This window comes from Streptomyces sp. NPDC051310, from assembly GCF_044455245.1.
Taxonomy (GTDB): Bacteria; Actinomycetota; Actinomycetes; order Streptomycetales; family Streptomycetaceae; genus Streptomyces.
On the sequence record NZ_JBITEO010000033.1, the window covers coordinates 19,164 to 40,433 of the forward strand.

The following is a 21,270-nucleotide window of genomic DNA, read 5'->3' on the forward strand; positions in this document are numbered from 1 at the left end:
GCCGCCGGTACGGGGGCGAGGGAGCTGTGCGGGCGGGGTCCGGGGCGGGCTGGGGGCCGGGAAACGGCGGGCGAGGCGGGCCGGCCGGGCCGGAGCCCGTACTGGACCGGATCGAGCTGTTTCGAGCTGTTCGGGCAAGGGGGATGGGCGGGCCGGGCCGGCAGCTCTACTCCGCGTCCGGATGCATCTGCACCCACCGGCCGTCGATGAACTTCATGTCCACGCCGTAGTACGGCTGGGGCGGGCGCGGCGGCCGCTGGCCGCGGTGTGGCGCCGGCCGCCGTTCGGGGCGGCTTGCGGGCTGCACCTTCGTGGTGCCGGGCTTCGCCCTCGCGTCGCGCTCGCGTAACGCTTCGATCCTCCGCAGCAGTTCAGCCCGGCTGATGTCCTGCGGTGCCCGGGTGAGGCCGGGCGGAACCGCCGATCGGCCCGCGGCCGACCGGCAGGCGCGGTGCATCGGTCGGCCACCGGTGGCGAGGACGAGCTTCTTCCTGGACACCGGCAGGCGGCATACCGCACAGCGCTTGAGCACGGGCTTGGGCCTGGACGCGTCGGACACGATCCCCCCGGATGGTGATGCCTCGGTGGGACAGCAGGATAGGCAAGGCCGGGACAGCCCGCAGGAGTTCCGGTGACAACCGTTGTCCCGCTCGGCGAGTACGTGCCGGTGCGGGACCCGTCGTGGACGACCTGCTCGGTGGGGCCGCGGACGGAAAGGACGGGGGATCTTCAGGTCACCTCGTCGCCCCGGTCCCCGGCGGACCGCCCGTCGAGTTCTCCGACGAAAGCCGAGGCAATGAGGGCGACCGCGCGGTCGTCGTCGGAGGCCAGTCGCCGCAGGACCTCCTGCGCGGTGGCCTCCGACAGCTCGAACAGCGCCTGCGTCAGGCATATCCGGGTCGCCGAGTCGGCGGTGGGCTCGGCCAGTTCGGCGACCAGGGCGGACACGACCTGGTCAGCGCACCCGTGGTCACGGGCCAACGTTCCCAGGACCTCCGCCGCTTCGACGTCGTTGGAGCCTTCGACCACCATGCCGACGAGCGCCGGCACGGCCGCCGTCGCGCCGCGCCTGCCCAGCGCCAGAGCGGCGTGCCCGCGCACCCTCGTATCGGGGTCCCGGAGCGCGTCCGCAAGCATCGCTGCCGCACCGGGGGCTTCGGGCATCTCGGCGATCGCCAGCACCGCGCGCCGCCGGATGCAGGCGTCCTTGGACCGCGCGCCGGCGGCAAGGGTGGCCATGCCGTCGCCGTCCGACCGGGCGAGCGCCCAGCGCAGGGCGCCCGCGACGTGGGGATCGGACTCGGCCAGGACCGCCCCGGCCAGCACCTCGGCGGGGGCAGGCACGCCCTCCGGCCGGGCCAGTACGGCCTGCTGCCTGCGCGCCGCGCTGGCCGAGTCGAGCCCCTGCATGAGCTCGACGATGCGCAGGACGTCCTGCCATCCGGTGGGCGCCGACGCATCGATCGCACGGAGCCGCTCCAGCAGCTCCCGTTCCCGCGCCAGGCGGTCCTCCGACCACCGGATGAGGTCGCTGACCAGGGCCGACGGCGTGAAGCCCGGGTCCTCCAGCGCGCGCCCGATCTGTTTGAGGGAGAGTCCGAGGGACCGCAGGCTCTCCACGTGGAAGACCCTGCGGACGTCCTCGGCGGAGTACTCGCGGTAGCCCCCGACGGTGCGACCGGTCGGACGCACCAGCCCGAGGGCGTCGTAGTGCCGGAGCATCCGGGCGCTCACCCCCGAGTGCCGGGCCACCTCGCCGATCAGCACCCCGCGGTCTCCTCGGCCTGTGCGGCCTTCGCGATCTCCTCGGCCTTCGCGGCGTGCGCCGTTACGGTCGCCGCGGTGGCTCCCGCAGGCTCGATGGTCTCTCCGGCCTGCGCGGCCTTCGCGGCGTGCGCCGTTACGGTCGCCTCCGCAAGCTCTCCCGCCCCCGCAGGCTCGGCGGTTGCCGCAGGCTTCTCGGCCTGCGCCGCCGCGGCAGCGGCTCGTTCCGGGCCGAGGTTCACGACCCGCCTCGCCTCGTCGACGGCCGCGTCGAAACCTGCCTCCGGGTTCTGCCGGAGCAGCAGGGTGGCACGGGCGTGCGCGGCCACCTCCGGGGAGGGATGTGCCACGGCGTTCTCCAGGGCGGGCCCGGCCGCGTCGCCGAGGTCGACGAGAGCGCGGCTCAGGCTGAGCTGCACGCTGCGGTCGCCGCGGCCGAGCTGCAGGAGCAGTTCGTCGGCCAGGTCCTTCCTCTCGCCCTCGGGTACGAGGAGGACCGCGACGCGCCACGCGGTCCGCGCCACCTCGTCGTCGGCGTCTCGCAGCATGTCGCGCGTGATCCAGGCCCACGCGCTCGGGTCGCCGATCTTGGAGAGCGTGTGCAACGCCTGGCTGCGGGCCTGAGCGCGCTCGGAGTCGAGTTCCCGGCGGACCCGGGGCAGGGTGATCTCCGGAGACAGGCGGGTCAGCGCCCAGGACAGCATGTCCCGCACGAAGAAGTCCGGCTCGACCGCGCACCGCTCGACCAGGGTCTCGAGGAAGCCGGGATCGGGGTTCGAGCCGACCGCCAGGGCCGCCTGGAGCCGGACCGACGAGTCCTTGGCGCCGAGGGCGTCGGCCATGCGGGTGTACTGCGGGGTTCCGTGTGTCGTGGGGATCGGGACCACCTCCTGCACCCAACGGGACACCTTAACAACGTGTCAAGGTCAAGCCGACGAAGCAGGAACCCACCATCGCCGGCCCATGGAACGGACCTTCACCCCCGTGCTCGGTGGCACGGCGCGGGGCCGCGACCGGTCCCCGGTTCCGGTCGCGGCCCCGCTCGTGTGCACGTGGGTCATCGGTGGGTCAGCAGCACCGGCTGAGCGCCGCGACCGGCCGGCTCACCTCGCCTTCCGGCGGGCCGGCGCAGCAGGTGCTGCCCTGCTGCCTGGTGAGGGTGTCCGCGTCGGCCTTGACCACGTACACCTCCCACGGTTCACGGCCGGGGCCGTGCACCCACACCTTGTCCTGGAGGGCGTAGCAGCAGCGGGTGTCGTTCTCCTCGGTCGTCGCCAGGCCCTCCCCGCTCAACCGGGCGGCGGCGGCGTTGACGGCCTCGGTGCTGTCGACTTCGACGCCGAGGTGGTCCAGGCGGGTGTCCTCGCCCTCATCGCCTTCGATGAGGACGAGCTTGAGTGGTGGTGTGGTGAGGGCGAAGTTGGCGTAACCGTCACGGAGTTTGGCCGGCTCCGTGCCGAAGAGCTTGGTGTAGAACGCGACCGATGCCGCGAGGTCGGGGACACGCAGCGCGAGCTGTACGCGGGTCATGACGGTCCTCCTGCCGATGGGGTGGTGGATGGGTTCAGCAGCCCCCGGAGCCGGCCGGTGAGCCGGTGCCGAGCTGGATGAGGGCGGGCGCCGGCGCACAGCAGCCACCGCCGTCCGCCTGCTGTTCGGTGTCGGGCCGGTCGAAGAGGCCGGCGCCACCGCACACCCCGGTCTCGGGGAGGACGAGTTCCACGCGCTCGGCGGATGCGCGGTCGCCGGCGATGGCGGCGACGACGGAGCGGACCTGCTCGTAGCCGGTGAGGGCGAGGAAGGTGGGCGCGCGGCCGTAGGACTTCATTCCGACGAGGTAGACGCCCTGCTCGGGGTGGGAGAGCTCGTTCACGCCGTGCGGGTACACGGTCCCGCAGGAGTGCTGGTTGGGGTCGATCAGCGGGGCCAGCTCCACGGGCGCCTGCAGGCGTTCGTCCAGGCGGAGGCGCAGCTCGGAGAGGAACGACAGGTCCGGGCGGAAGCCGGAGAGGACGACGACCTCGTCGACCGGGTCGAGCCGACGGCCGTCCTCCGCGACGAGGACCAGGCGGCCGTCACGGTCGCGCTCGATCGCCTCCGTACGGAAGCCGGTGACGGCGTCGGCATGGCCCTCGTCCACGGCCGCCTTCGCGGCCAGGCCCAGCGCGCCGCGCGCCGGGAGCTGGTCGGCGCTGCCGCCACCGAAAGTGGCACCGGAGATGCCGCGACGCAGGATCCACACCGCCTTCGTACCCGCCTCCGCCTTCGCGAGGCCGGCGAGAGCGGAGAGGGCGGTGAAGGCGGAGGCGCCGGAGCCGATGACCGCGGTCCGCTTTCCCGCGTAACGGGCGCGGACGGCCGGATTTGTGAGGTCGGGGACGCGGTAGGTGACGCGGTCGGCGGCCGCCTTCTCACCGAGCGCCGGCAGGCCGGACGCGCCGGCCGGGCTCGGCGTGGACCACGTACCGGAGGCGTCGATCACCGCGCGGACGAAGAGGCGCTCCTCCCGGCCGTCGGCGTACGCGACGTGGACGACGAAGGGCTGGGCCGCGCGGTCGGCGTCGACGATCCGGTCACGCCCGGCGCGGGAGACGCCGGTCACCGTCGCGCCGAGCCGGACGCGCTCGCCCAGGACGTCGGCCAGCGGTCGGAGGTACCGCTCCGCCCAGTCCCCGCCGGTCGGGTAGGTCGCCGCGTCGGGCTTGACCCAGCCGGTCGGGGCCAGCAGCTTCTCCGCCGCCGGGTCGGTGACCTCGCCCCAAGGGGAGAACAGCCGCACGTGCGACCAGTCGCGCACCGCCGCACCGGCGGCCGTACCGGCCTCCAGGACCAGGGCTTCGAGTCCGCGCTCGACAAGGTGGGCGGCGGCGGCCAGGCCGACGGGACCAGCTCCGATCACCAGGACGGGCAGTTGGTCGGTGGCGGTGGCGCTCACGACGACCCCCTCTTTGTTTCGATGTCTGTCGATGACTTGCACCGTCAGCATGGCATCTGCATTGATGGGCGTCAACATAGACGCTCATCGAAGTGAGGATGAAAGGCGGTTCACGTGGAGCACATGGAGCACGTGGAGGTGGCGGTGATCGGAGGCGGCCAGTCCGGACTCGCCGCCGCACACGCCCTGCGCGAGCAGGGCCTGCGGCCGGTGATTCTGGAGGCATCGGAGCAGGCGGCGGGGTCCTGGCCCCGGTACTACGACAGCCTGACCCTCTTCTCCCCGGCCCGGTTCAGCTCACTGCCGGGCCTCCCCTTCGGGGGCGATCCGGACCGCTACCCGTGCCAGGACGAGGTGGTCGCCTATCTCCTGCGTTACGCCGGCCACCTGGACGCCGAGATCCGCACAGGGCACCTGGTGGCCGGGGTGCACGCCGCCGGGGAGGGCTTCGAGATCCTGCTGGGGAACGGATCAGCACTCGGCGCGCGGGCGGTGGTGGCGGCGACGGGCGCCTTCGGCCGCCCGAACCGCCCGCGGCTGCCGGGCCTCGACTCCTTCACCGGGCGGGTTCTGCACGTGGCGGAGTACCGATCACCCGGGGCGTTCGCCGGCCGACGGGTCGTCGTGGTCGGGGCGGGAAACTCCGCCGTGCAGGTCGCCGCCGAGCTGGCGCAGGTGGCACAGGTGAGCCTGGCCACCCGCACGCCGGTGAAGTGGTTCCGGCAGCGCCCGGCCCTGGGGCTTGACCTGCACTTCTGGCTCAAGGCCACAGGGCTGGACATCGCCCCGCTCGGCCGCTTCCGGCGGAACCCGCCGTCGACGCCGGTCATCGACGACGGTCGCTACCGTGCCGCGCTCGCCGCCGGACGCCCCGACCGCCGCCCGCTGTTCACCGGCATCGACGGCCCGAAGGTGACCTGGCCGGACGGCACGACCGAGGAGGTCGACGTGATCATCCTGGCCACCGGTTACGCGCCCGACCTCGCCTACCTCGCTCCGCTCGGCGCGCTCACCGAGGACGGACACCCGCGCCATCGCGACGGCATCTCCCTCACGCGCGCCCGGCTCGGCTTCGTGGGGCTGGAGTGGCAGCGGAGCCTGTCCTCGGCGTCGTTGCGCGGCGTCGGCCGTGACGCCGGGTACGTGGCCGGGTGGCTGGCGGGACAGCTCGGCCGCCGGTAGCGGAGACACACCCTGGGACACTGGTTCGACATGTGTCAACATAGACGCATGTCGAACGCCACTGTGTTGCCGCTGCTTCAGCCCGAGGTCGAGCCGTGCTGCCCCCCGCTGACCGAGCGCCCGCTGACGGCCGACGAGGCGGAGCGCACCGCGAGGATGTTCAAGGCCCTGGGTGACCCGGTCCGCCTGCGGCTCTTCTCCGCGGTCGCCTCGCACGAGGGCGGCGAGGCATGCGTGTGCGACATCTCCGACGTCGGCGTCTCCCAGCCGACCGTCTCCCACCACCTGAAGAAGCTGAAGGAGGCCGGGCTGCTCTCCTCCGAGCGCCGCGGCACGTGGGTCTACTACCGTGTCGAGCCGGCTGTGCTCGCCGCCATGGGAAAGCTGCTCACCAAGGCGGCTGCCGCGTAACCGTCCCCGTGACGGCCGTACCGCTGACGGCCGGGCACGCCGACGAGGGCGGCGCCACCCCGAAGACGGCAGCCCTCACCGGGGAGCAGTCGGCGCCGGTGCCGGGTCGCCGGCGCCCGCGAGCGTACGGCCGGCAGCAGGGTCGCCGGCGCGACCGCGTGCTCGTCGAACACCGCGGCCGCGCATCGGCTGACGCCGTGGCGCGGGCCGCCTGCCGGCAGAGCCGTTCCGCTCAGTGCCCGACCGCGAGCTCACCGCTGAGCCGGTCGTGCATGGCGGCGCTGGGGGTGTTGAGGCCGGTGATCTCGACGGTCTTGCCGCGCTGGGCGTACTTGTTCTCGATGGCGTCGAGGGCGGCGACCGAGGAGGCGTCCCAGATGTGCGCCCCGCTCAGGTCGATGACGACCGTCTCCGGGTCGCCCGCGTAGTCGAACCGCCCGACGAGGTCGTTGGAGGAGGCGAAGAACAGCTCGCCGGTGACCCGGTAGACGACCGTGCTGCCATCCGGGTCGGGCACGGCGGTGACCTCGGCGAGGTGGGCGACCCGCTTGGCGAAGACGACCATGGCGGTGATCGAGCCGACGACGACACCGACGGCGAGGTTGTGGGTGACGACCACGCAGACGACGGTCACGAGCATGACGACGATCTCCCCGGCAGGCATCCGCCGGAGCGTCTTCGGGGCGATGGAGTGCCAGTCGAAGGTCGCGAACGACACCATGACCATGACGGCGACCAGGGCGGCCATGGGGATGCCGGAGACGACCGGGCCGAAGACGATGCACAGCACCATCAGGAACGCTCCCGCGAGGAAGGTCGACAGGCGGGTGCGGGCGCCCGAGACCTTCACGTTGATCATCGTCTGGCCGATCATGGCGCAGCCGCCCATACCGCCGAAGAAGCCGGTGACGATGTTGGCGATGCCCTGGCCGATGGACTCGCGGGTCTTGTCGGAGTGGGTGTCGGTGATGTCGTCGACCAGCTTGGCCGTCATCAGCGACTCCATCAGACCGACCAGCGCCATCGCGAAGGCGTACGGAGCGATCGTCGTCAGGGTGTCCAGCGTGAAGGGCACGTCCGGCAGGCCGGGAACGGGCAGGGAGGACGGCAGGGCGCCCTTGTCGCCGACCGTCGGAACGGCGATCGCCGCACCGACGGTGACCAGGGTGAGGATCACGATGGAGACCAGCGGTGCCGGGATCACAGTGGTGATCCTCGGGAGGAACACCATCAGCGCCAGACCGGCAGCGATCAGCGGGTAGACGGCCCAGGGCACGTCGGTCATCTCGGGGACCTGCGCCATGAAGACCAGAATGGCCAGGGAGTTGACGAAGCCGACCATCACCGAGCGGGGGATGAACCGCATCAGCTTCGCCACCCCGAGGGCGCCCAGGACGACCTGGAGGACGCCGGCCAGGATCACTGCGGCGATCAGGTAGCCGAGGCCGTGCTCGCGGTTGAGCGGCGCGATCACCAGCGCGACGGCTCCGGTCGCGGCGGAGATCATCGCCCGCCGTCCTCCGAAGATCGCGACCGTCACGGCCATCGTGAAGGAGGCGAACAGACCGAGCGCCGGATCGACACCGGCGATGATCGAGAAGGAGATCGCCTCCGGGACCAGCGCGAGCGCGACGACCAGGCCGGCCAGCACCTCGGTACGCCAGACCTTCGGATCGGACAGCCAGTCGGGCTTGAGGCCGCGCAGGCGCGCGGCCGGGGACACAGCGGTGGACAAGGGAGACGGAACCTGTCGTGCTCGGGCACGCCCCGTCCGGCAGGCGGGGACGTACGGGAAACGCGTAGGGCCGGGCCGGCACCCCGCGGGGCGGCTCCGTCGGCACGGAGCCGGAAGTCGGAAGAGGGACCCACGCGTGAGCATGGAGCCGCGCGCACATCCGGGGGGCGCAGCATCACGGCGGGCAGTCGGCGGCGGGTGTCATGGACTCACGCACGCTTCGCTCCCGCACGATCCGGTACTTCGCCGGGGGCGCCATCGACCCCGGCAACTCTACCCTAACGTTAGGGTAGAGCTTGGTGGCACCCAACGGGGAGGCCACGAGGACGACGAGAAGGGCCACCGGTCACCCGTGGACGGCAAACACATGCAGATCGGCGAGGTCGCCGCGAGAACCGAGCTGTCCCTGCGCACGATCCGCCACTACGAGGAGACGGGACTCGTCGTCCCCTCCGCCCGCTCCCAGGGCGGCTTCCGCCTCTACACCGAGTCCGACGTCCAGCGGCTCATGGTCATTCGCCGCATGAAGCCCCTCGGCTTCACCCTGGACCAGATGCGGGACCTCCTCGACGCCACCGACCGCCTCGACGGGGACGCCCGGCTCGCCGCCGGCGAACGCGAGGCACTCCTCGAACGCGTCCGCTCCTACCAGCAGACCGCCGCCGAACAGGTCGCCAGGCTCCGCGTCCAGCTCGCCCGAGCCGAGGACTTCGAAGCAACTCTGCGCTCCCGCCTGGCCAGCGACGCGGCAACCACGCGGATCCGCTGAGCCCGCGCCGAAGACAGCCCGGGTCGGCCGATGGGGGGCTGCGGGCGGCCGGGGACCGTACAGAACTCGCCGATGCGCAGTCGCAGGCGGCCGGGCGGATTCCGCGCGTAGTCGGCCCCGAACCTTTTCAGGATCACGTGCGCGTGGGAGGTGAGTTCCGCCTTTCGTGCAGCACAATTCGGGATGTCCTCCACCTGGAACCAATCCCCTTGGAGTGTGACCAGGAATTGTTCCGCCCCCGAGCAGGACACGGGAAAAGCTCCGTTGAAGTCGCCCGGCGTGACAGCGCTGAACGGATTCTCCGGTCCCGTTCCGTAGTCACCTCCTTCCGGCGCCACTGCAAGCCTCGGCCAGCCACGCGGATCATCCGTCCGCAGCTGCATGTGGAGTGGGAGGTGCCGTCCTGGTTCCTGCCGAGGTCGGGGACCGGGTGGCCCAGGGCGAACGACCGGGTGGTGCTGAACGGGATCGTGTGGAAGCTGCGGACCGGCTCGGCCTGGCGGGACGTACCTGAGCGGTACGGCTCGTGGCAGACCCTCTACGCGCGTTTCCGCAGGTGGGCGCTAGACGGCACGTTCTCCCGGATGCTGGAGCAGGTCCAAGCCGAGAAGGATGCCGCCATCCGCTCCCTCGACGACCTCGCGCTGCTGCCGAACCTGAAGCGCGTCACCGCCGTGGACGACGGCACGCTGGTCGCACCGGGCAAGTGGGAGACCTTCACGGCCCGCGGCATCGAGGCGAGCTGAGAGGCGGCGTGGGAGAGACCGAGGAACGAGGAGAAGTCATGCGCTGTGCACACTGCCGCCGTGAGGTCGTCTGCCGGCCGCCGGCGTTCGGCGGCCCACCCTGCCTGGGGCAGATCCACGTGCACAGCAACGAGGAGGCCTGCTTCCCCGAGCAGGGGGCGGCGAGCTCACGCGCCTGGCCGCCCGGCGGGTGCGGCTGCAACGCCCGGGACCTGAAGGCATTCATGACCGACCCGCCTCCTCTGCCCCCGCCGCCGCTGGCCGGTCCGGAACAACTGGCCGAGGCCGGCAAGGCGCTCCTCGGCCTCGCACCGGGCGCGGGGGTGAACGTCGTCGAGCTGATGGACGGCGCGGGCGTATGCGTCGTACAGGCCGGGCGTGGTGGCGGCAAGGTGTACGTCGCACCGGACCGGACCGTCCTGTTCGTCCCCTCCGCCACGGACTTCGACACCGGGCTCGCGGCCTTCCTCGGCGGCGCACGCACCCCCACGAGGGGGTTTGAAGACAGGCGCTAGTACGCGCAGGCCGCCTCGATCAGCCTGTACACCGGCTCCATCAGGCAGAACCGGTACAGCAGGAAGGCGATGAGGCGGTGTTCTGGTCGTCCACTGCTGGAAGCGAGTGCCGTCGGCGGTGGAGAAACCGTTGACGTCCATCGCCTTGCCGCTGCGCACGGAGACCAGCCCGTCATAGGCGTTGCCATCGACCGTCGCGGCCTGCGAGTCGTCCTGGGTGAACAGGAGGTACGGCACGACGGCGGCGGGCACTGCGAGCAGCGGACCGGTGGCGCTCCAGCGACGGCGGTGCCGACCGCGACGCCCGCCGCGGGGGCCTTATGAACAACCCCACCCGCGGCGGGCGCCACGGGTGGGGTTGTTCATGGGGAAGTGTGCTCCTTGCGTATCACCGTGGATCGGGCAGCTCAGCGCTGCAGGGTGAGGACACCCGGGCGGTACGGCAGCTGGTCGTAGGGCCCACCCGCCTGCGGGGACTTGCCCTGGTAGAGGAACTGCAGGTTGCAGGGGTCGATGGTCATGGTCTGATCGGGGTTGGTGCGGATCAGATCACCGTGGCTGATGTCGTTGGTCCAGGTGGCGCCGCTGTTGGCCTTGCCCGCGAAGGGGTTGCTTTCGCTGGCGGCTTGCGGGGTCCACGAACCGCTCAGGCTGGTGGCCGTGAAGGAGCGGAAGTAGCGCTGCTCATTCGCACCCCGCGCCTCGACGATCATGAGGTACTGGTTCTGGCCCTTGACCTTGTACACCTGCGGCGCCTCGAACAGGTTCTTCGCCGTGTCGCTCATGACCGTCGTGTACGACGAGCCGAAGCTGCCCGGGAAGTTCCCGATCGGCATGCTCGCCCGGTAGATCTTGCCGTTGTCACCGGCGAAGAACAGGTACATGTTCCGGTCGTCGGCGATCAGTGTCTGGTCGATCGGGCCGGTGGAGGAGTCGGTGCGGGGGATGCTGCCGGTGAACAGCGGCTGCGGCGCGGACCAGCCGTTGGGGTTGGTGGGGTCGCTCGACGTGCGGTAGCTGAAGGGCGACGCACCCCACTGGTACGCCAGCACCCAGATCTTCTTCGGCGCGAAGTAGAACAGCGTGGGCGCCACCGCGTTCTGGTTCATCCTGGTCTGCCCGGCCGCCGCCATGTCCGACCAGTTCGTGAACGGACTGAACGCCATCGAGCCGTACGAGGTTCCCGACGCGCTCGACGCGTAGACCAGGTGCTTGCCGTTGTGCATCACGTGGGTGAAGTCCTTCAGCGCGGCCCACCCGTTCGACGGCTGCGCGAGGGCACCCGTCGAACTCCACTTGTACGTCGACGGAAGAGCACACGTACCGCCGCCCGTCCCGGACGGGGCGGTCCACTTCTGGTTGCCGACGGACGCGCAGGCGTACAGCTGGATCCTGGTGCCGTTCGCGGTGGCCGCGCCGACGGCGTCGAGGCACAGCCCGGACTGGACGCCGGTGATCGTGCCGTCGGTGTTGATGTTCCACTGCTGGTTGGCGCCGCCGTTGCAGTCCCAGACGACCACCGGGGTGCCGTTGGTGATGCCCTTGCTCCTGGCGTCCAGGCACTTGTTCCCGTGGACCTTCAGCTGCTTGGCTGCGGTGTAGGTCCAGCGCTGGTTGGTCTGTCCGCTGCAGCCCCACAGTTGCGCCTGGGCGCCGTTGGCCGTAACGGAGCCGGGGATGTCGATACAGCGGCCGGAGGCGACGCCCTTGATCTCCCCCGTGCTGTCGGCCGGGTTGACCGGCGGGGTACCTGAGCCGGACTTGAACGCCTGCATGACCGCGGCGTACGCGGGCTTGGGCTTGCCGTTGCTGTCGAACAGCAGGGGATTCTCGCTGCTGCGCCAGGAGTCGCTGTCACGGACGCCCCACACCGTGATGCCGGTGCACCGTGCCACGGACAGGCAGGCGCTGACCGTGTTCGCGTAGTGGGTGGATGACGCCTGGGCGATGTCCAGCTCGGTGATCTGGACATCGACGCCGAGGGCGGCGAAGCCGGCCAGGGTGGTCCTGAAGCTCGCCGGCGGGCCGCCCGCCCCGAAGTGGCTCTGGAAACCGACGCAGTCGATGGGCACGCCGCGGGACTTGAAGTCCTTGACCATGCGGTAGACGCCCTGGGTTTTGGCGTCCGACCAGTTCTCGATGTTGTAGTCGTTGTAGCAGAGCTTGGCCGAGGAGTCGGCCGCCCGGGCGGTGCGGAACGCTTCCTCGATGAAGGCGTTGCCGAGCACCTTCTGGAAGACCGAGTCGCGGAGTTGGCCGCTGCCGCCGTCGGCGAAGGCCTCGTTGACGACGTCCCAGGCGTAGATCTTGCCCTTGTAGTGGGTCATCTGGGTGGTGATGTGGTGCTTCATCACGCTGCGCAGCGTGCCCGCGTCACGGATGGAGCTGACCCAGGAGGGGAGCTGCGAGTGCCAGACCGTGGTGTGGCCGCGCAGACGCTGGCCGCGTGCCAGGGCACGGTTGACGATCCGGTCCGCGGGGCCGAACTGGAAGTTGCCGCGGGACGGTTCGATGGCGTCCCACTTCATCTCGTTCTCCGGGGTGATCATGTTGAACTCCCGGTCCGCGATCGCGGTGTACGTCGGGTCGCCGAGCCTGCCGGCGGCTACAGCGGTGCCGAAGTACCTGCCCGAGGAGGCCGCCTGGGTACCCAGGCCCGCGGCTCCGGCGGAGCTGGGGAGGAACGTCACGACACCGGCCACCAGCGCCGTGGCCGACAGTCCTATCGTCAGTGTCCGGCGACGCCGGCGGAGCCGGTGCAGGCCCTTCATGATTCTCCTCGGGGGTTGCGGGTCATCCCGGGTGCCGTGTTCGTGCGCGCGTAGGCCGGGGCGGCCTGATCCGCCGCGAGGTGGGCGCGGTGCGGGACGCGTGGCCGTTCCTGCGCACCGGTCGCCCCAGGTTCGTCGGTGTGTCGTGTCATGGGAGGGACTTTCTTCAGGGGACAGGTCCATGGGGGGAGCCGGGAAACCCGCCGCGCCGGCCCGTCGAGGTGAGCGGCGGGAAGGGCACCCCTGAAGTGGAGGCTTGAGGACTCGCGGTCTCGTAACGGAAAAGTCGCGCCGTCCGGACGACTGCCTCGGTGATGCATCTCGCAGGTGAAAAGCGTTATGCCGGGCTCCGGAATCCGGTCGCCCATGGTGGAACGGCGCACCGCACCGCTCATCAGTGACGGAATCCGCTCACGGCGAGGCAGCCGTCGGTGCCATGAGCATCGGAGCCGGGTTCGGGCGCGGCACCCGGCCCACCGCCGGGTGGAGAAGGCGCGGTGCGGGACCGTACTGCGGGATCACCCGCTGTCACCGAGACGGTCCGGTCACTGCTGATCGGGGAGCGGTTCTCTAAGCCAGGGGCCCGCGCATGATGAAGGAAGCCTGACCGGCGAAGGCACGAGTGCCGTCGGAGCCATCGAGCCAGATGCCGCCGTCGCGGTGGCGGATGACCGATCCGGGATAGTTGTGCGCGTGCAGGGTCACCGACCCGGCGGCCGCCCCGGGGCGCGGGCAGAAGGTGGCGTCTTCCCGGAACAGTTCGCTGCCGTCGTCGGTGCTCAGCCGTAGCCGCAGGTAGTGGTGGCGGAGATACCGGCCGTCCGCGGCGCGGAAGGTGACGCACCGTGTGTCGGCCAGCCCCCTGACGACCGTGAAGGTGACCCGTTGCCGTGCCCGCTCGCCGCTCGACGCGGAGACCGGGCCGAGCGCCGCGAAGTCTCCGTCATACGTGACGAACAGACCGGGCTGGTCCACGGACTCCAGCGACTGCGCGCCCAGCGGAACCGTGCCTGTGACGGCCGAGGGACCCACCGGCGACGGTGTGGCCGACGGGGCGGTGGACGACGGGATCGGCGTGGGAGCACTGACCGTGGGAGCGGCGGTGACTCCGGGCACCCGAGGTGCCGGTTCGGGCCAGGCCGCGTAGGTGGCGGTCCCGGCGACGAGCACCGCGCCGGTGGCGAGGCTGACCATCGGATGGGCGGTCACCGCGTGGAGTTTGCCGAGCAGCGAGCCGTGCAGACCGCCTCCCGCCGTCGCCGTCGCCGTCGCCGTCGCCGTGCCGGCGGTGACGTGTGCCGCGGCCAGCCCGGCGGCGCTCGCGGCCGTACCCGACAGCAGGCCCTTGGCGGTCAGCGCCGCGACGAGTGCGGCCGGGACGGCCAGCGGCGCGAGGTTGAGGAGCAGCAGCTCGGCGGGAACCCGTTCTGTCGTCGTCGCCGTGCAGATCGGGCAGTCGCGGGTGTGCCGCGCGATCCGCTTGCGCCACACGGATGTACGCAGGCCGTCCCAGCCGACGACGGTCTCGTTCAGGCCGGGACAGCGCGGGTTCGCCTCCAGCGCGGCGACGATCGTCCGGCTCAGTTCCCATTGCTCGCGCATGCGCTGCACGCGAACTCCGGCGTGGGCGACACTGAGCCCCATCGCGTCGGCGATGTCCTGACGGCTCAGCAGGCCGGCGCATTCCTGCCACCACAGCGACAGCAGCACCCGATGATCCGGGTCGAGCCACCGGCCCGCTTCGACCACCTGACGGCGTTCGTCCGACATGTGCAGACGCAGGATCGTCACGTCCTCGAGCGCGGCGCCGGCGTTCGGTACCCGGAGGGCCTCGTCGATGACCGTGGTCCGGTCGGCGAGAGTGCGCTGCCGGTGCCAGTGGGTATTGATCTGGCGGAGCGTGATGGACACCAGCCAGGACCGGAAGCTCTCCGGGGCACGCAGGGCGGGCAGGTCGCGCACCGCGCGCAGCAGGGTCTCCTGGACGACGTCGTCGACGTCGGCATGTCCGCTCAGCGCTCGCCCGACGATGTTGTAGAGCAAGGGCAGGTACGCGGCGATCAGCTTCTCGCGCGCGCGATCGTCACCGGCCTGCGCCGCGACAACCAGCTCCGCGTGATCCGCGTCCATGAGCCCCATTCCCACCTCTTCAGGAGAGCGATCCGCCGAGTACGGCGCCATACCTTAGCGTCGGCGAAGGCACACGGCCGAAGGTGGAGGGCCGCACGATGAAGCGACTGCCGGCGATCGCGCTCGACAGCCGCTGCGGATGTCGGCCTGCCGCTGGAGGACCGGGGCCTATTGGCCACCGCGTACTTGCGGGCATCCCTGACTTTGTGTCAGATCGCGCCGCTGCTCGGCAGCCACCAGCTCGGCAGCCAGTGCCCCAGCCGCTTCAAAGCGCCCACCGCCACACAGCCGAGGGCTCCGCTCGGCGGCTACGAGCACGCATGACGATCGGTCAGGAACCACGCTGCTGGTGCGTCAGACGTGCGTCACGTGCGTCGGACATGCGTCAAGACATCGCACCCAACGCACGTGACGCCCATCCCGCACACTCGGAGAGACGTCAGCTGGTCCCGGCGGAGCCTGCCGCTGCGTGGGCCACGACCGCTTCTCCCCTGACGTCACCGGCACTGGGCATGCGCGCAGCCCGCATCGCCCTGTGACGTCCGGGTGTCATGGAACATCCTGGAGCGGAACACCAGGAAGCACCATGGGTCGCCGCCGGTGCCGGTGGGACATGAACTCCGGTGGCCGTGGCTGCCAGACCCGGGGAACACCCCACGGAGTGGCGTCGATGCCCTGCCGTTCGACGGCCGGTCGGCCAGTCGGCCGACAGCTGCGTCCGCTCAGGGGCCCTGTGGTGCAATGTGACATCTGCCCGGCACCGGGCTTGGCGCCGGCCCCTCAACCAACCGGGACGGAGCCCTGAGAGTCAGCGAGCAGTGAGGAGTCACCGTGACCGTATGCGGGCCTGACGGGGGCGGTGCGGCTACCCCTCGTACTCCTGAGGACAGGGGTGGCCGGGGCAGGGCGATGACCTTGGCGGGGGCGCTGGCGGCGGCTGAGACCGCGGCGCCCGTGGAGTCGCTCGACGTGGTCGCGCGCATGCTCAAGGAGCACCTCGGGGCCGCGTCGGTATCGTTCCTGATCACCGATTTCACCGGCGGCTCGGTCGTACGGCTGGGGGCGGCGGGCAGCGTCGATACCGACGAACCCGCCCGGCGCATCAGTCTGCGGGGCACCCTGTACGACGACGTGATCCGCACCCAGCGGCCGAGCGTGGAGGACCAGGGCAAGGGGGCGCTGGTGCGGATCGTCGCCCCGGTGACCAACCGCGGGGACGCCATCGGGCTCCTGGAACTCTTCCTGCCCACGGCGCCGGACGCGGAGGTGATGCGGGAGATCGGCGAGACCGCGCACGCCCTGGCGTACATCGTCATCGCCAACCGGTCCTTCACCGACGTCTACCAGTGGGGCCGTCGCACCAGCCCGCTGAGCCTGGCCGCAGAGATCCAGCACCGGCTGCTCCCGGCGTCGCTGGCGTGTGAGGCGGCGCAGTTCGCGGTGGCCGGGGCGCTGGAGCCGGCCGATCACGTCGGGGGCGACACCTTCGACTACGTGATCGACCGGGACACGGTCCAGCTCTCCGTCACCGATGCGATGGGGCACGACGTCGACGCCGCACTGCTGGCCACCCTCCTGGTGGGCGCCCTGCGCCGGGCACGGCGGGCCGGTGCCGACCTCGCCGAACAGGCCCACCAGGCCGACCGGGCCATGCGCCAGCACGGCCGCCGGAGCTATGTCACCGGCCAGCTCCTGCGTATCAGCCTGCTCGACGGCACGACCGAGTTCATCAACGCCGGACACCCCTGGCCTCTGCGGATGCGGGACGGACAGGTGCGGGAGATCACCCCGCAGATCGATATGCCGTTCGGCATCCATGCCCCTCACACCTACCGGGTCCAGTCGCTGGACCTGCGGCCGGGCGACCGGCTGGTGATGCTGACCGACGGCATGCTGGAGCGCAATGCCAACAGCCTCGATCTGTCGGACCTGATCGTCCGCACTCGCGCGCTGCATCCGCGTGAGGCCGCCCGCACCCTCATCGCGGCGGTCGTGGACGCCAACCACGGTCACCTGCAGGACGATGCGACCGTCATGTGCCTGGACTGGCACGGTGTCGGCCACTCCCGGCGGGACGCCGACACCGGCGCCGACCTCGCCGATGCCTCCGCCCCATCCCGGACGGGGCGGACCACTCCGGGGCACTGACTCGAGGACCAGGCCGATACCCCGTTCGGAGTCGGCCACCTCGGGCGGGCGAAGCGGCGTGTTCTGCCCCGGAGAGACCGCGTCACCGGGGCGGGTTCCTGCGGCGGCGGCCCAGGCGCAGGCCGAGGAGGACGAAGTCGGCTACCAAGACCACCACGCCGATGACCAACAGGTAGAACAGGCCCTTCACCACCACCCCGATGATGCCGAGCACGATGGCCACGATGACCAGCAGGAGGAAGAGAGCCATGCGTGTCACCTCACGTGGGGGAAGCTGGTGGGGCATCAGCGGCGGGCGAGACGGCGTTCGCCGCCCGCACCCGTTCGGTAGGCGAGCTCGTAGTGCGCGAAGACCGCCTTCTCGTCCTCCGCGAGCAGTTCGCCGTCCGTGCCGATCGAAGGCGCTTCCTTGACCTGCTTCTTGTCGTAGGCGACCTTCAGATACCCGGGACCGACCGTCGCGCCGCACAGGGGGACGAACACCAGCCGGTGCCGGGTCGGCAGGCCGACCGTGACCGTCGCGAACGCGGGCTGGTCCGTGGCCGTGTCGACGTAAACCGCCTCCAGGACGCCGATCTTGTGTCGCTCGTGGTCGACCACCTGGTGGCCACGCCACTCCCTGACGTCTTCCGCCTCGAACACGGGGCCCCCTCTGTCACAGGTCAGGTGAAGACCGCTGTCTCGTACTTCCCCAGCCCCTCCCTCCTTACCTGCCTACGGGACGTCACACCCCGGGAAAGCAGCAAACTTTCAGGCCGGAAGGGCGGACGATTTTCGAGCGTGGGCGATGCCCCGGCGGTCACCCAGCCGGTCACGGTCAGTAGGTGGCCAGGGAGACGGCGATGTAGTGCGCGGTGAGAACTGCCACCCGGTCAGGGAGTGGAACGCCTCGTGGAAGCCGAACCAGCGGGGCGAACGGCGGTACCAGGGGTTTCGGCCTGCCCATGGTCAGATGTCCCTGACCGTGGTCGGCGGCGCTGTCTTCACGGGTCGGCTGGCTCCCGGGGTCGTACGGAGGCAACGTGTCGGAGGTCCCGGCCGACTCGTCCAGCGTGGGCGAGTTCGCCGCGGGCTCCCGGAGACGGGTGGGATGTACCGTGTCTCGATCGACGACGTCAGCGCCTGGACAATGGGCGACTTGCCTGAAGTCGGCAAGGGGCGTGCCAGCACATTTTGCGGAACCTTTGCCCGGGGGCAGTCGTTGGTCAGGTGAACGCGCGAGCGGAATCGCGACCGATGACTCAGAGGAATACCGAGGTCACGTCGATGGCTATGTGGGACCGACTCAAGGACCAGGCCAAGAATCTGCAGCAGACCCAGCGCGGGAGCGGTGCGACCCACGGACCGAGCCGCGGCGCAGGGCCCGGCGGTGGCCCACGCGCCCAGCTGATCAGCACATTGAAGACGCAGCTCGGCTCCCTCAGGACCGAGCTGAAGAGCGGTGCGTACCGGGACGCGAGCATCGCGATGTGCGCACTGGTCGCGGCCGCGGACGGGCATGTGGACCCGGCCGAGCGGCAGCACGTCGAGTCGGTGATCCTCAGCAATGAGGTGCTGCAGAATTTCCCGCCTGAGGAGTTGCGCCAGCGCTTCAACAAGCATGTGGATCAGCTGACCCACAACTTCCAGCAGGGCAAGGCCGAAGCGATGCAGGACATCGCCAAGAGCGCCAAGAAGCCGACCGAGGCGAGGGCGGTGATCCAGACCGGCATCGTCATCGCCGGGGCCGACGGTGACTTCTCCCAGGCCGAGCAAATGATCATCCGGGAGGCCTGCACAGTGCTGGGAGTGTCTCCCGCCGAGTTCCAGCTCTGATCTGCCCGCGGTCCGGATCCCCATGCGGCTGATGGGGAACGCCGGTGAGCGCCCCCGCTCCCGCTCCGTCGCGCTCGGCCGGGCATTGGGAGGTGGTGCTGCGGATCACCCTTCCGGACCTCCCGGCCTGCACCACGATGCTGGGCGCGGCCCTGGTTCACAGCGCCGTTCCCGCAGCGCCCCCGCTCGTGGTTCCAGCGCTCGGCGCGATGGCGTACGACACCGGGCTCTGGGCTGTGCGCCGCCGCGACGGCTGACGACCGGCCTCCCCGGCGACCTGGTCGAGGCTGCCCCCGGCCAAGCTCGCCGTGCCGCTGTAAAGACTAACGGCACCGTCCCGGACCCGTCCCGCACACGCTGCTCAACGGGGCGGTTTACCGGCGCGGGCCGGGCAGGGCCGGACGGCTGGTGGTGCTCCAGCGCGGGACGCTGGGAGCGGGGAGCGCGGCCGGGCGGTGTGCAGCGGCAGCCCGTTGAACATCGAGTGGCGTGGGGGCCGGCGGCTCGGGCGGCAGGATGGGGGTGAGCTGGGCCATGCCCTTGATGCAGCTGTAGGTGTCCTGTCGCCAACGGGGCAGCGGGGCCGGGTCGGATACGCCCTGGGTGACAGCGGTGAGCAGGGCGACGGGGGTGTCGGTGCCGGCGGTGGCGTACCAGGCGGGGCGGTCGATGGACTTGCCGGCCCACAGCTGCCAGCGGGCGTCGCGCGTGGTCGGCTCGGCTTCTGGGTCCGGGTCGCCGGTGGTGAACTGCCCGAGGCCGGGGTATCGCCTTCTTCGTCCTCGCCTCTCGTACGGCCGGTGGCTGCCGGTAACCGGAAGCGGACGGGTTGGCGCACCGCGCCGATGGCACCGGGACGAAGACGCCCTCGTGGGGCGCCGCGCACGGCCGGCGCGCTGCTCGAGGTCCTGTCCGAGGGGCTCACGGCCACCGTCGCGTGAGGCACCGCGTGGTCGGGTAAACCCGACCCCCAGGTCTCGACCTGGCTGTCATGACGGGGCCGCCGTGGGCCCGGTCTGATGGAGGGGTGCTTACTCTCCCGACGCAAATCCCATGGAAGCACCGGCTGTTGTGGTCCGGCGGCTGGTTCGTGGCGTTCGTGTGGGCCGGGGTGTTCCCGCTCATCGCGGCGCCCGGGCCGCACCGGGTCTGGGGAGCGTGCGCGTCCGTCGGCTACCTCTGTGCGGCGGGCGCCGCGCTGTGGTCGCGGGGGCGGGGCCTGTCCCTCGGGTTCGCCTTCGCCGGTGCGGTGGCCGTGCCGCTGGTGATGCTGCTGATCGGCGGCGGGGCGCAGAGTGAGGTCGGCGTCATCGAGCGGTCCGGGGTTCTGACGCTAAGTCAGGCCACCCCGTACCTGGCCGACCCCCGCACGGTGGTCGAGGTCACCCCATACCTGCCCGGTATGGCGGTCTTCGGGCTGCCGCGCGCGGTGCTGGGCGACAGTGGTCCGCTTCCCGGACTGCTGGGTGATGCCCGGCTCTGGTGCGCGGCGGCGTTCCTCGGCTGCCTGTGGGCGGCCCACCGCGTGACGCGGGGCGGAACCGGCGGTGCGCCGGCGGGCGCGCGTCGCCGCGCGGTGGGCCGGTACGCCGTCGGCGCGTTCGTCGCCTCGCCGTTCGTCGCGCTGCCGCTGTGCGTCAGCGGCGTGGACCTGCCGCTGACCGGACTGCTGTTCCTGGCGCTGGCGTACGCGGCCCGGCGGCGCCCGGTGGCCGCCGGGCTGGCGCTCGCCGCCGCCTGCTCCCTCAAGTGGACGGCGTGGCCCGCCGTCGCGGTCGCCGTGGCGCTGCTCGCCCACCGGGCAGGGGTGCGGGCGGCCGTGCGCGGGGCCGCCGTGGCGGTGGCGGGCACCGTCGTGCTCGTCCTGCCGAGCGCGCTGCTGTCGCCCGGGCCCCTGGTGCAGCAGGTGTTCGCGTTCCCGACGGGGCGCGGGCCGTGGGAGACCCCGGCGGCCAGTCCGCTGCCGGGCCGGCTGCTCGCCGACCTGGGTCCGGCCGGCTGGTACGCGGCGGTCGCGCTGCTGCTGGGCGGCGGGCTGGCCGTCGCCGTGTCCCTCGTGGTGCGGCGCCCGTACGACCTCGTGTCCGCCGCCGACCGGCTCGCCATCGGTCTGTCCGTGGCGTTCCTCCTCGCGCCGGCCGGGCGGTTCGGGTATCTGGCCCTGCCGGTCAGCCTGGTCGTACTGGCCCGGCTGGTGGGCGGCGCCCGGCGGACTGGCCCAGCACCCGGCCTCGTCGTACGCGCCTCCCGGCCCGCGGGCCCGGCTCCGGCTCCGACTCCGGTGCGGGTTCCGGTCGCGTGGAGTGCCCGGTGAGCGCCCGCGCCCGCCCGTACCGGGGCGGTGTCGGC

General features: G+C 71.4%; 19 protein-coding genes and 4 pseudogenes. 10 read left to right on the top strand and 13 right to left on the bottom strand.

Annotated elements, in window-relative coordinates:
* Positions 1-166: 166 nt before the first annotated feature.
* The 5 genes from ACIA79_RS31810 to ACIA79_RS31830 form a co-directional block, all read right to left on the bottom strand.
* Positions 167-499, bottom strand: a complete 333-nt coding sequence (locus tag ACIA79_RS31810; protein ID WP_399431882.1) for a hypothetical protein — start codon at positions 497-499, stop codon at positions 167-169.
* A 230-nt stretch (positions 500-729) separates the two neighbouring features.
* Positions 730-1,767 carry a MerR family transcriptional regulator gene (locus ACIA79_RS31815; RefSeq protein WP_399431883.1) on the bottom strand — a complete coding sequence of 346 codons (1,038 nt, stop codon included), beginning with the start codon at positions 1,765-1,767 and terminating at the stop codon, positions 730-732.
* Positions 1,761-2,660, bottom strand: coding sequence for a HEAT repeat domain-containing protein (locus tag ACIA79_RS31820; RefSeq protein WP_399431885.1), 900 nt, complete (start codon positions 2,658-2,660; stop codon positions 1,761-1,763). Before ACIA79_RS31820 ends, ACIA79_RS31815 begins: the two co-directional genes overlap by 7 nt.
* Before the next feature lie 172 nt (positions 2,661-2,832).
* Positions 2,833-3,294: an ArsI/CadI family heavy metal resistance metalloenzyme gene (locus ACIA79_RS31825; protein ID WP_399431886.1), complete on the bottom strand. Its 462-nt coding sequence runs from the start codon at positions 3,292-3,294 to the stop codon at positions 2,833-2,835.
* Positions 3,295-3,328: 34 nt separating this feature from the next.
* The gene (locus ACIA79_RS31830) at positions 3,329-4,699 is read right to left on the bottom strand and encodes an NAD(P)-binding domain-containing protein (RefSeq protein ID WP_399431887.1); all 1,371 of its coding nucleotides are present in this window, start codon (positions 4,697-4,699) and stop codon (positions 3,329-3,331) included.
* 123 nt (positions 4,700-4,822) lie between these two features.
* Between ACIA79_RS31830 and ACIA79_RS31835 the strand changes: the two genes are divergently transcribed.
* Together ACIA79_RS31835 and ACIA79_RS31840 are read left to right on the top strand one after the other, a co-directional pair.
* Positions 4,823-5,881 carry a flavin-containing monooxygenase gene (locus ACIA79_RS31835; protein WP_399431913.1) on the top strand — a complete coding sequence of 353 codons (1,059 nt, stop codon included), beginning with the start codon at positions 4,823-4,825 and terminating at the stop codon, positions 5,879-5,881.
* 48 nt (positions 5,882-5,929) lie between these two features.
* Entirely contained in the window at positions 5,930-6,292 is a 363-nt protein-coding gene (locus tag ACIA79_RS31840) for an ArsR/SmtB family transcription factor (protein WP_399431888.1), read from the top strand.
* 232 nt (positions 6,293-6,524) lie between these two features.
* Here ACIA79_RS31840 and ACIA79_RS31845 read toward each other — a convergent pair whose 3' ends face one another.
* A complete protein-coding gene (locus tag ACIA79_RS31845; protein ID WP_399431914.1) occupies positions 6,525-8,015 on the bottom strand; it encodes a SulP family inorganic anion transporter in 1,491 nt (496 codons plus the stop codon).
* A gap of 364 nt (positions 8,016-8,379) precedes the next feature.
* On the opposite strand from ACIA79_RS31845, the gene ACIA79_RS31850 reads away from it, so the two are divergent.
* From ACIA79_RS31850 to ACIA79_RS31860, 3 genes are all read left to right on the top strand, one after another.
* Complete coding sequence (locus ACIA79_RS31850; protein WP_399431889.1) at positions 8,380-8,796, top strand: MerR family transcriptional regulator; 417 nt, start codon at positions 8,380-8,382, stop codon at positions 8,794-8,796.
* A 395-nt stretch (positions 8,797-9,191) separates the two neighbouring features.
* Complete coding sequence (locus ACIA79_RS31855; RefSeq protein ID WP_399431890.1) at positions 9,192-9,542, top strand: transposase; 351 nt, start codon at positions 9,192-9,194, stop codon at positions 9,540-9,542.
* Positions 9,543-9,580: 38 nt separating this feature from the next.
* Entirely contained in the window at positions 9,581-10,057 is a 477-nt protein-coding gene (locus ACIA79_RS31860) for a hypothetical protein (protein ID WP_399431891.1), read from the top strand.
* 83 nt (positions 10,058-10,140) lie between these two features.
* Here the strand turns inward: ACIA79_RS31860 and ACIA79_RS31865 are convergent.
* The 3 genes and pseudogenes from ACIA79_RS31865 to ACIA79_RS31875 all read right to left on the bottom strand — a co-directional run.
* Positions 10,141-10,366: pseudogene (locus tag ACIA79_RS31865) on the bottom strand (hypothetical protein); the annotation flags it as partial.
* Positions 10,367-10,464: 98 nt separating this feature from the next.
* Positions 10,465-12,828, bottom strand: a complete 2,364-nt coding sequence (locus ACIA79_RS31870; RefSeq protein WP_399431892.1) for a non-reducing end alpha-L-arabinofuranosidase family hydrolase — start codon at positions 12,826-12,828, stop codon at positions 10,465-10,467.
* Positions 12,829-13,398: 570 nt separating this feature from the next.
* On the bottom strand, positions 13,399-14,958 hold the full coding sequence (locus ACIA79_RS31875; RefSeq protein ID WP_399431893.1) for a sigma-70 family RNA polymerase sigma factor: 1,560 nt from the start codon (positions 14,956-14,958) through the stop codon (positions 13,399-13,401).
* A 909-nt stretch (positions 14,959-15,867) separates the two neighbouring features.
* Between ACIA79_RS31875 and ACIA79_RS31880 the strand changes: the two genes are divergently transcribed.
* Positions 15,868-17,106: a PP2C family protein-serine/threonine phosphatase gene (locus ACIA79_RS31880; RefSeq protein ID WP_399431894.1), complete on the top strand. Its 1,239-nt coding sequence runs from the start codon at positions 15,868-15,870 to the stop codon at positions 17,104-17,106.
* An 82-nt stretch (positions 17,107-17,188) separates the two neighbouring features.
* On the opposite strand, the gene ACIA79_RS31885 is transcribed toward ACIA79_RS31880, so the two are convergent.
* The 3 genes and pseudogenes from ACIA79_RS31885 to ACIA79_RS31895 all read right to left on the bottom strand — a co-directional run.
* Positions 17,189-17,356, bottom strand: a complete 168-nt coding sequence (locus ACIA79_RS31885) for a hypothetical protein (RefSeq protein ID WP_399431895.1) — start codon at positions 17,354-17,356, stop codon at positions 17,189-17,191.
* 35 nt (positions 17,357-17,391) lie between these two features.
* Positions 17,392-17,748, bottom strand: coding sequence for a PRC-barrel domain-containing protein (locus ACIA79_RS31890; protein ID WP_399431896.1), 357 nt, complete (start codon positions 17,746-17,748; stop codon positions 17,392-17,394).
* Positions 17,749-17,923: 175 nt separating this feature from the next.
* Positions 17,924-18,021: pseudogene (locus ACIA79_RS31895) on the bottom strand (hemolysin III family protein); the annotation flags it as partial.
* A 34-nt stretch (positions 18,022-18,055) separates the two neighbouring features.
* On the opposite strand from ACIA79_RS31895, the pseudogene ACIA79_RS31900 reads away from it, so the two are divergent.
* The 3 genes and pseudogenes from ACIA79_RS31900 to ACIA79_RS31910 all read left to right on the top strand — a co-directional run.
* Positions 18,056-18,319, top strand: a pseudogene (locus ACIA79_RS31900) (hypothetical protein); the annotation flags it as partial.
* Between the two features lie 53 nt (positions 18,320-18,372).
* Positions 18,373-18,921: a tellurite resistance TerB family protein gene (locus tag ACIA79_RS31905; protein WP_399431915.1), complete on the top strand. Its 549-nt coding sequence runs from the start codon at positions 18,373-18,375 to the stop codon at positions 18,919-18,921.
* A 44-nt stretch (positions 18,922-18,965) separates the two neighbouring features.
* Positions 18,966-19,178 carry a hypothetical protein gene (locus ACIA79_RS31910; protein ID WP_399431897.1) on the top strand — a complete coding sequence of 71 codons (213 nt, stop codon included), beginning with the start codon at positions 18,966-18,968 and terminating at the stop codon, positions 19,176-19,178.
* A 117-nt stretch (positions 19,179-19,295) separates the two neighbouring features.
* Here ACIA79_RS31910 and ACIA79_RS31915 read toward each other — a convergent pair.
* Positions 19,296-19,673 (bottom strand): annotated as a pseudogene (locus ACIA79_RS31915) (DUF317 domain-containing protein); the annotation flags it as partial.
* Between the two features lie 275 nt (positions 19,674-19,948).
* Here ACIA79_RS31915 and ACIA79_RS31920 point away from each other — a divergent pair.
* A complete protein-coding gene (locus ACIA79_RS31920; protein ID WP_399431898.1) occupies positions 19,949-21,235 on the top strand; it encodes a glycosyltransferase 87 family protein in 1,287 nt (428 codons plus the stop codon).
* Positions 21,236-21,270 lie beyond the last annotated feature (35 nt).

Coding starts and splice junctions, on each gene's coding strand:
- ACIA79_RS31905 (WP_399431915.1), top strand. CDS start 18,373: ATGGCTATGTGGGACCGACTCAAGGACCAGGCCAAGAATCTGCAGCAG.
- ACIA79_RS31885 (WP_399431895.1), bottom strand. CDS start 17,356: ATGGCTCTCTTCCTCCTGCTGGTCATCGTGGCCATCGTGCTCGGCATC.
- ACIA79_RS31870 (WP_399431892.1), bottom strand. CDS start 12,828: ATGAAGGGCCTGCACCGGCTCCGCCGGCGTCGCCGGACACTGACGATA.
- ACIA79_RS31835 (WP_399431913.1), top strand. CDS start 4,823: ATGGAGCACGTGGAGGTGGCGGTGATCGGAGGCGGCCAGTCCGGACTC.
- ACIA79_RS31825 (WP_399431886.1), bottom strand. CDS start 3,294: ATGACCCGCGTACAGCTCGCGCTGCGTGTCCCCGACCTCGCGGCATCG.
- ACIA79_RS31840 (WP_399431888.1), top strand. CDS start 5,930: ATGTCGAACGCCACTGTGTTGCCGCTGCTTCAGCCCGAGGTCGAGCCG.
- ACIA79_RS31875 (WP_399431893.1), bottom strand. CDS start 14,958: ATGGACGCGGATCACGCGGAGCTGGTTGTCGCGGCGCAGGCCGGTGAC.
- ACIA79_RS31860 (WP_399431891.1), top strand. CDS start 9,581: ATGCGCTGTGCACACTGCCGCCGTGAGGTCGTCTGCCGGCCGCCGGCG.
- ACIA79_RS31880 (WP_399431894.1), top strand. CDS start 15,868: ATGACCTTGGCGGGGGCGCTGGCGGCGGCTGAGACCGCGGCGCCCGTG.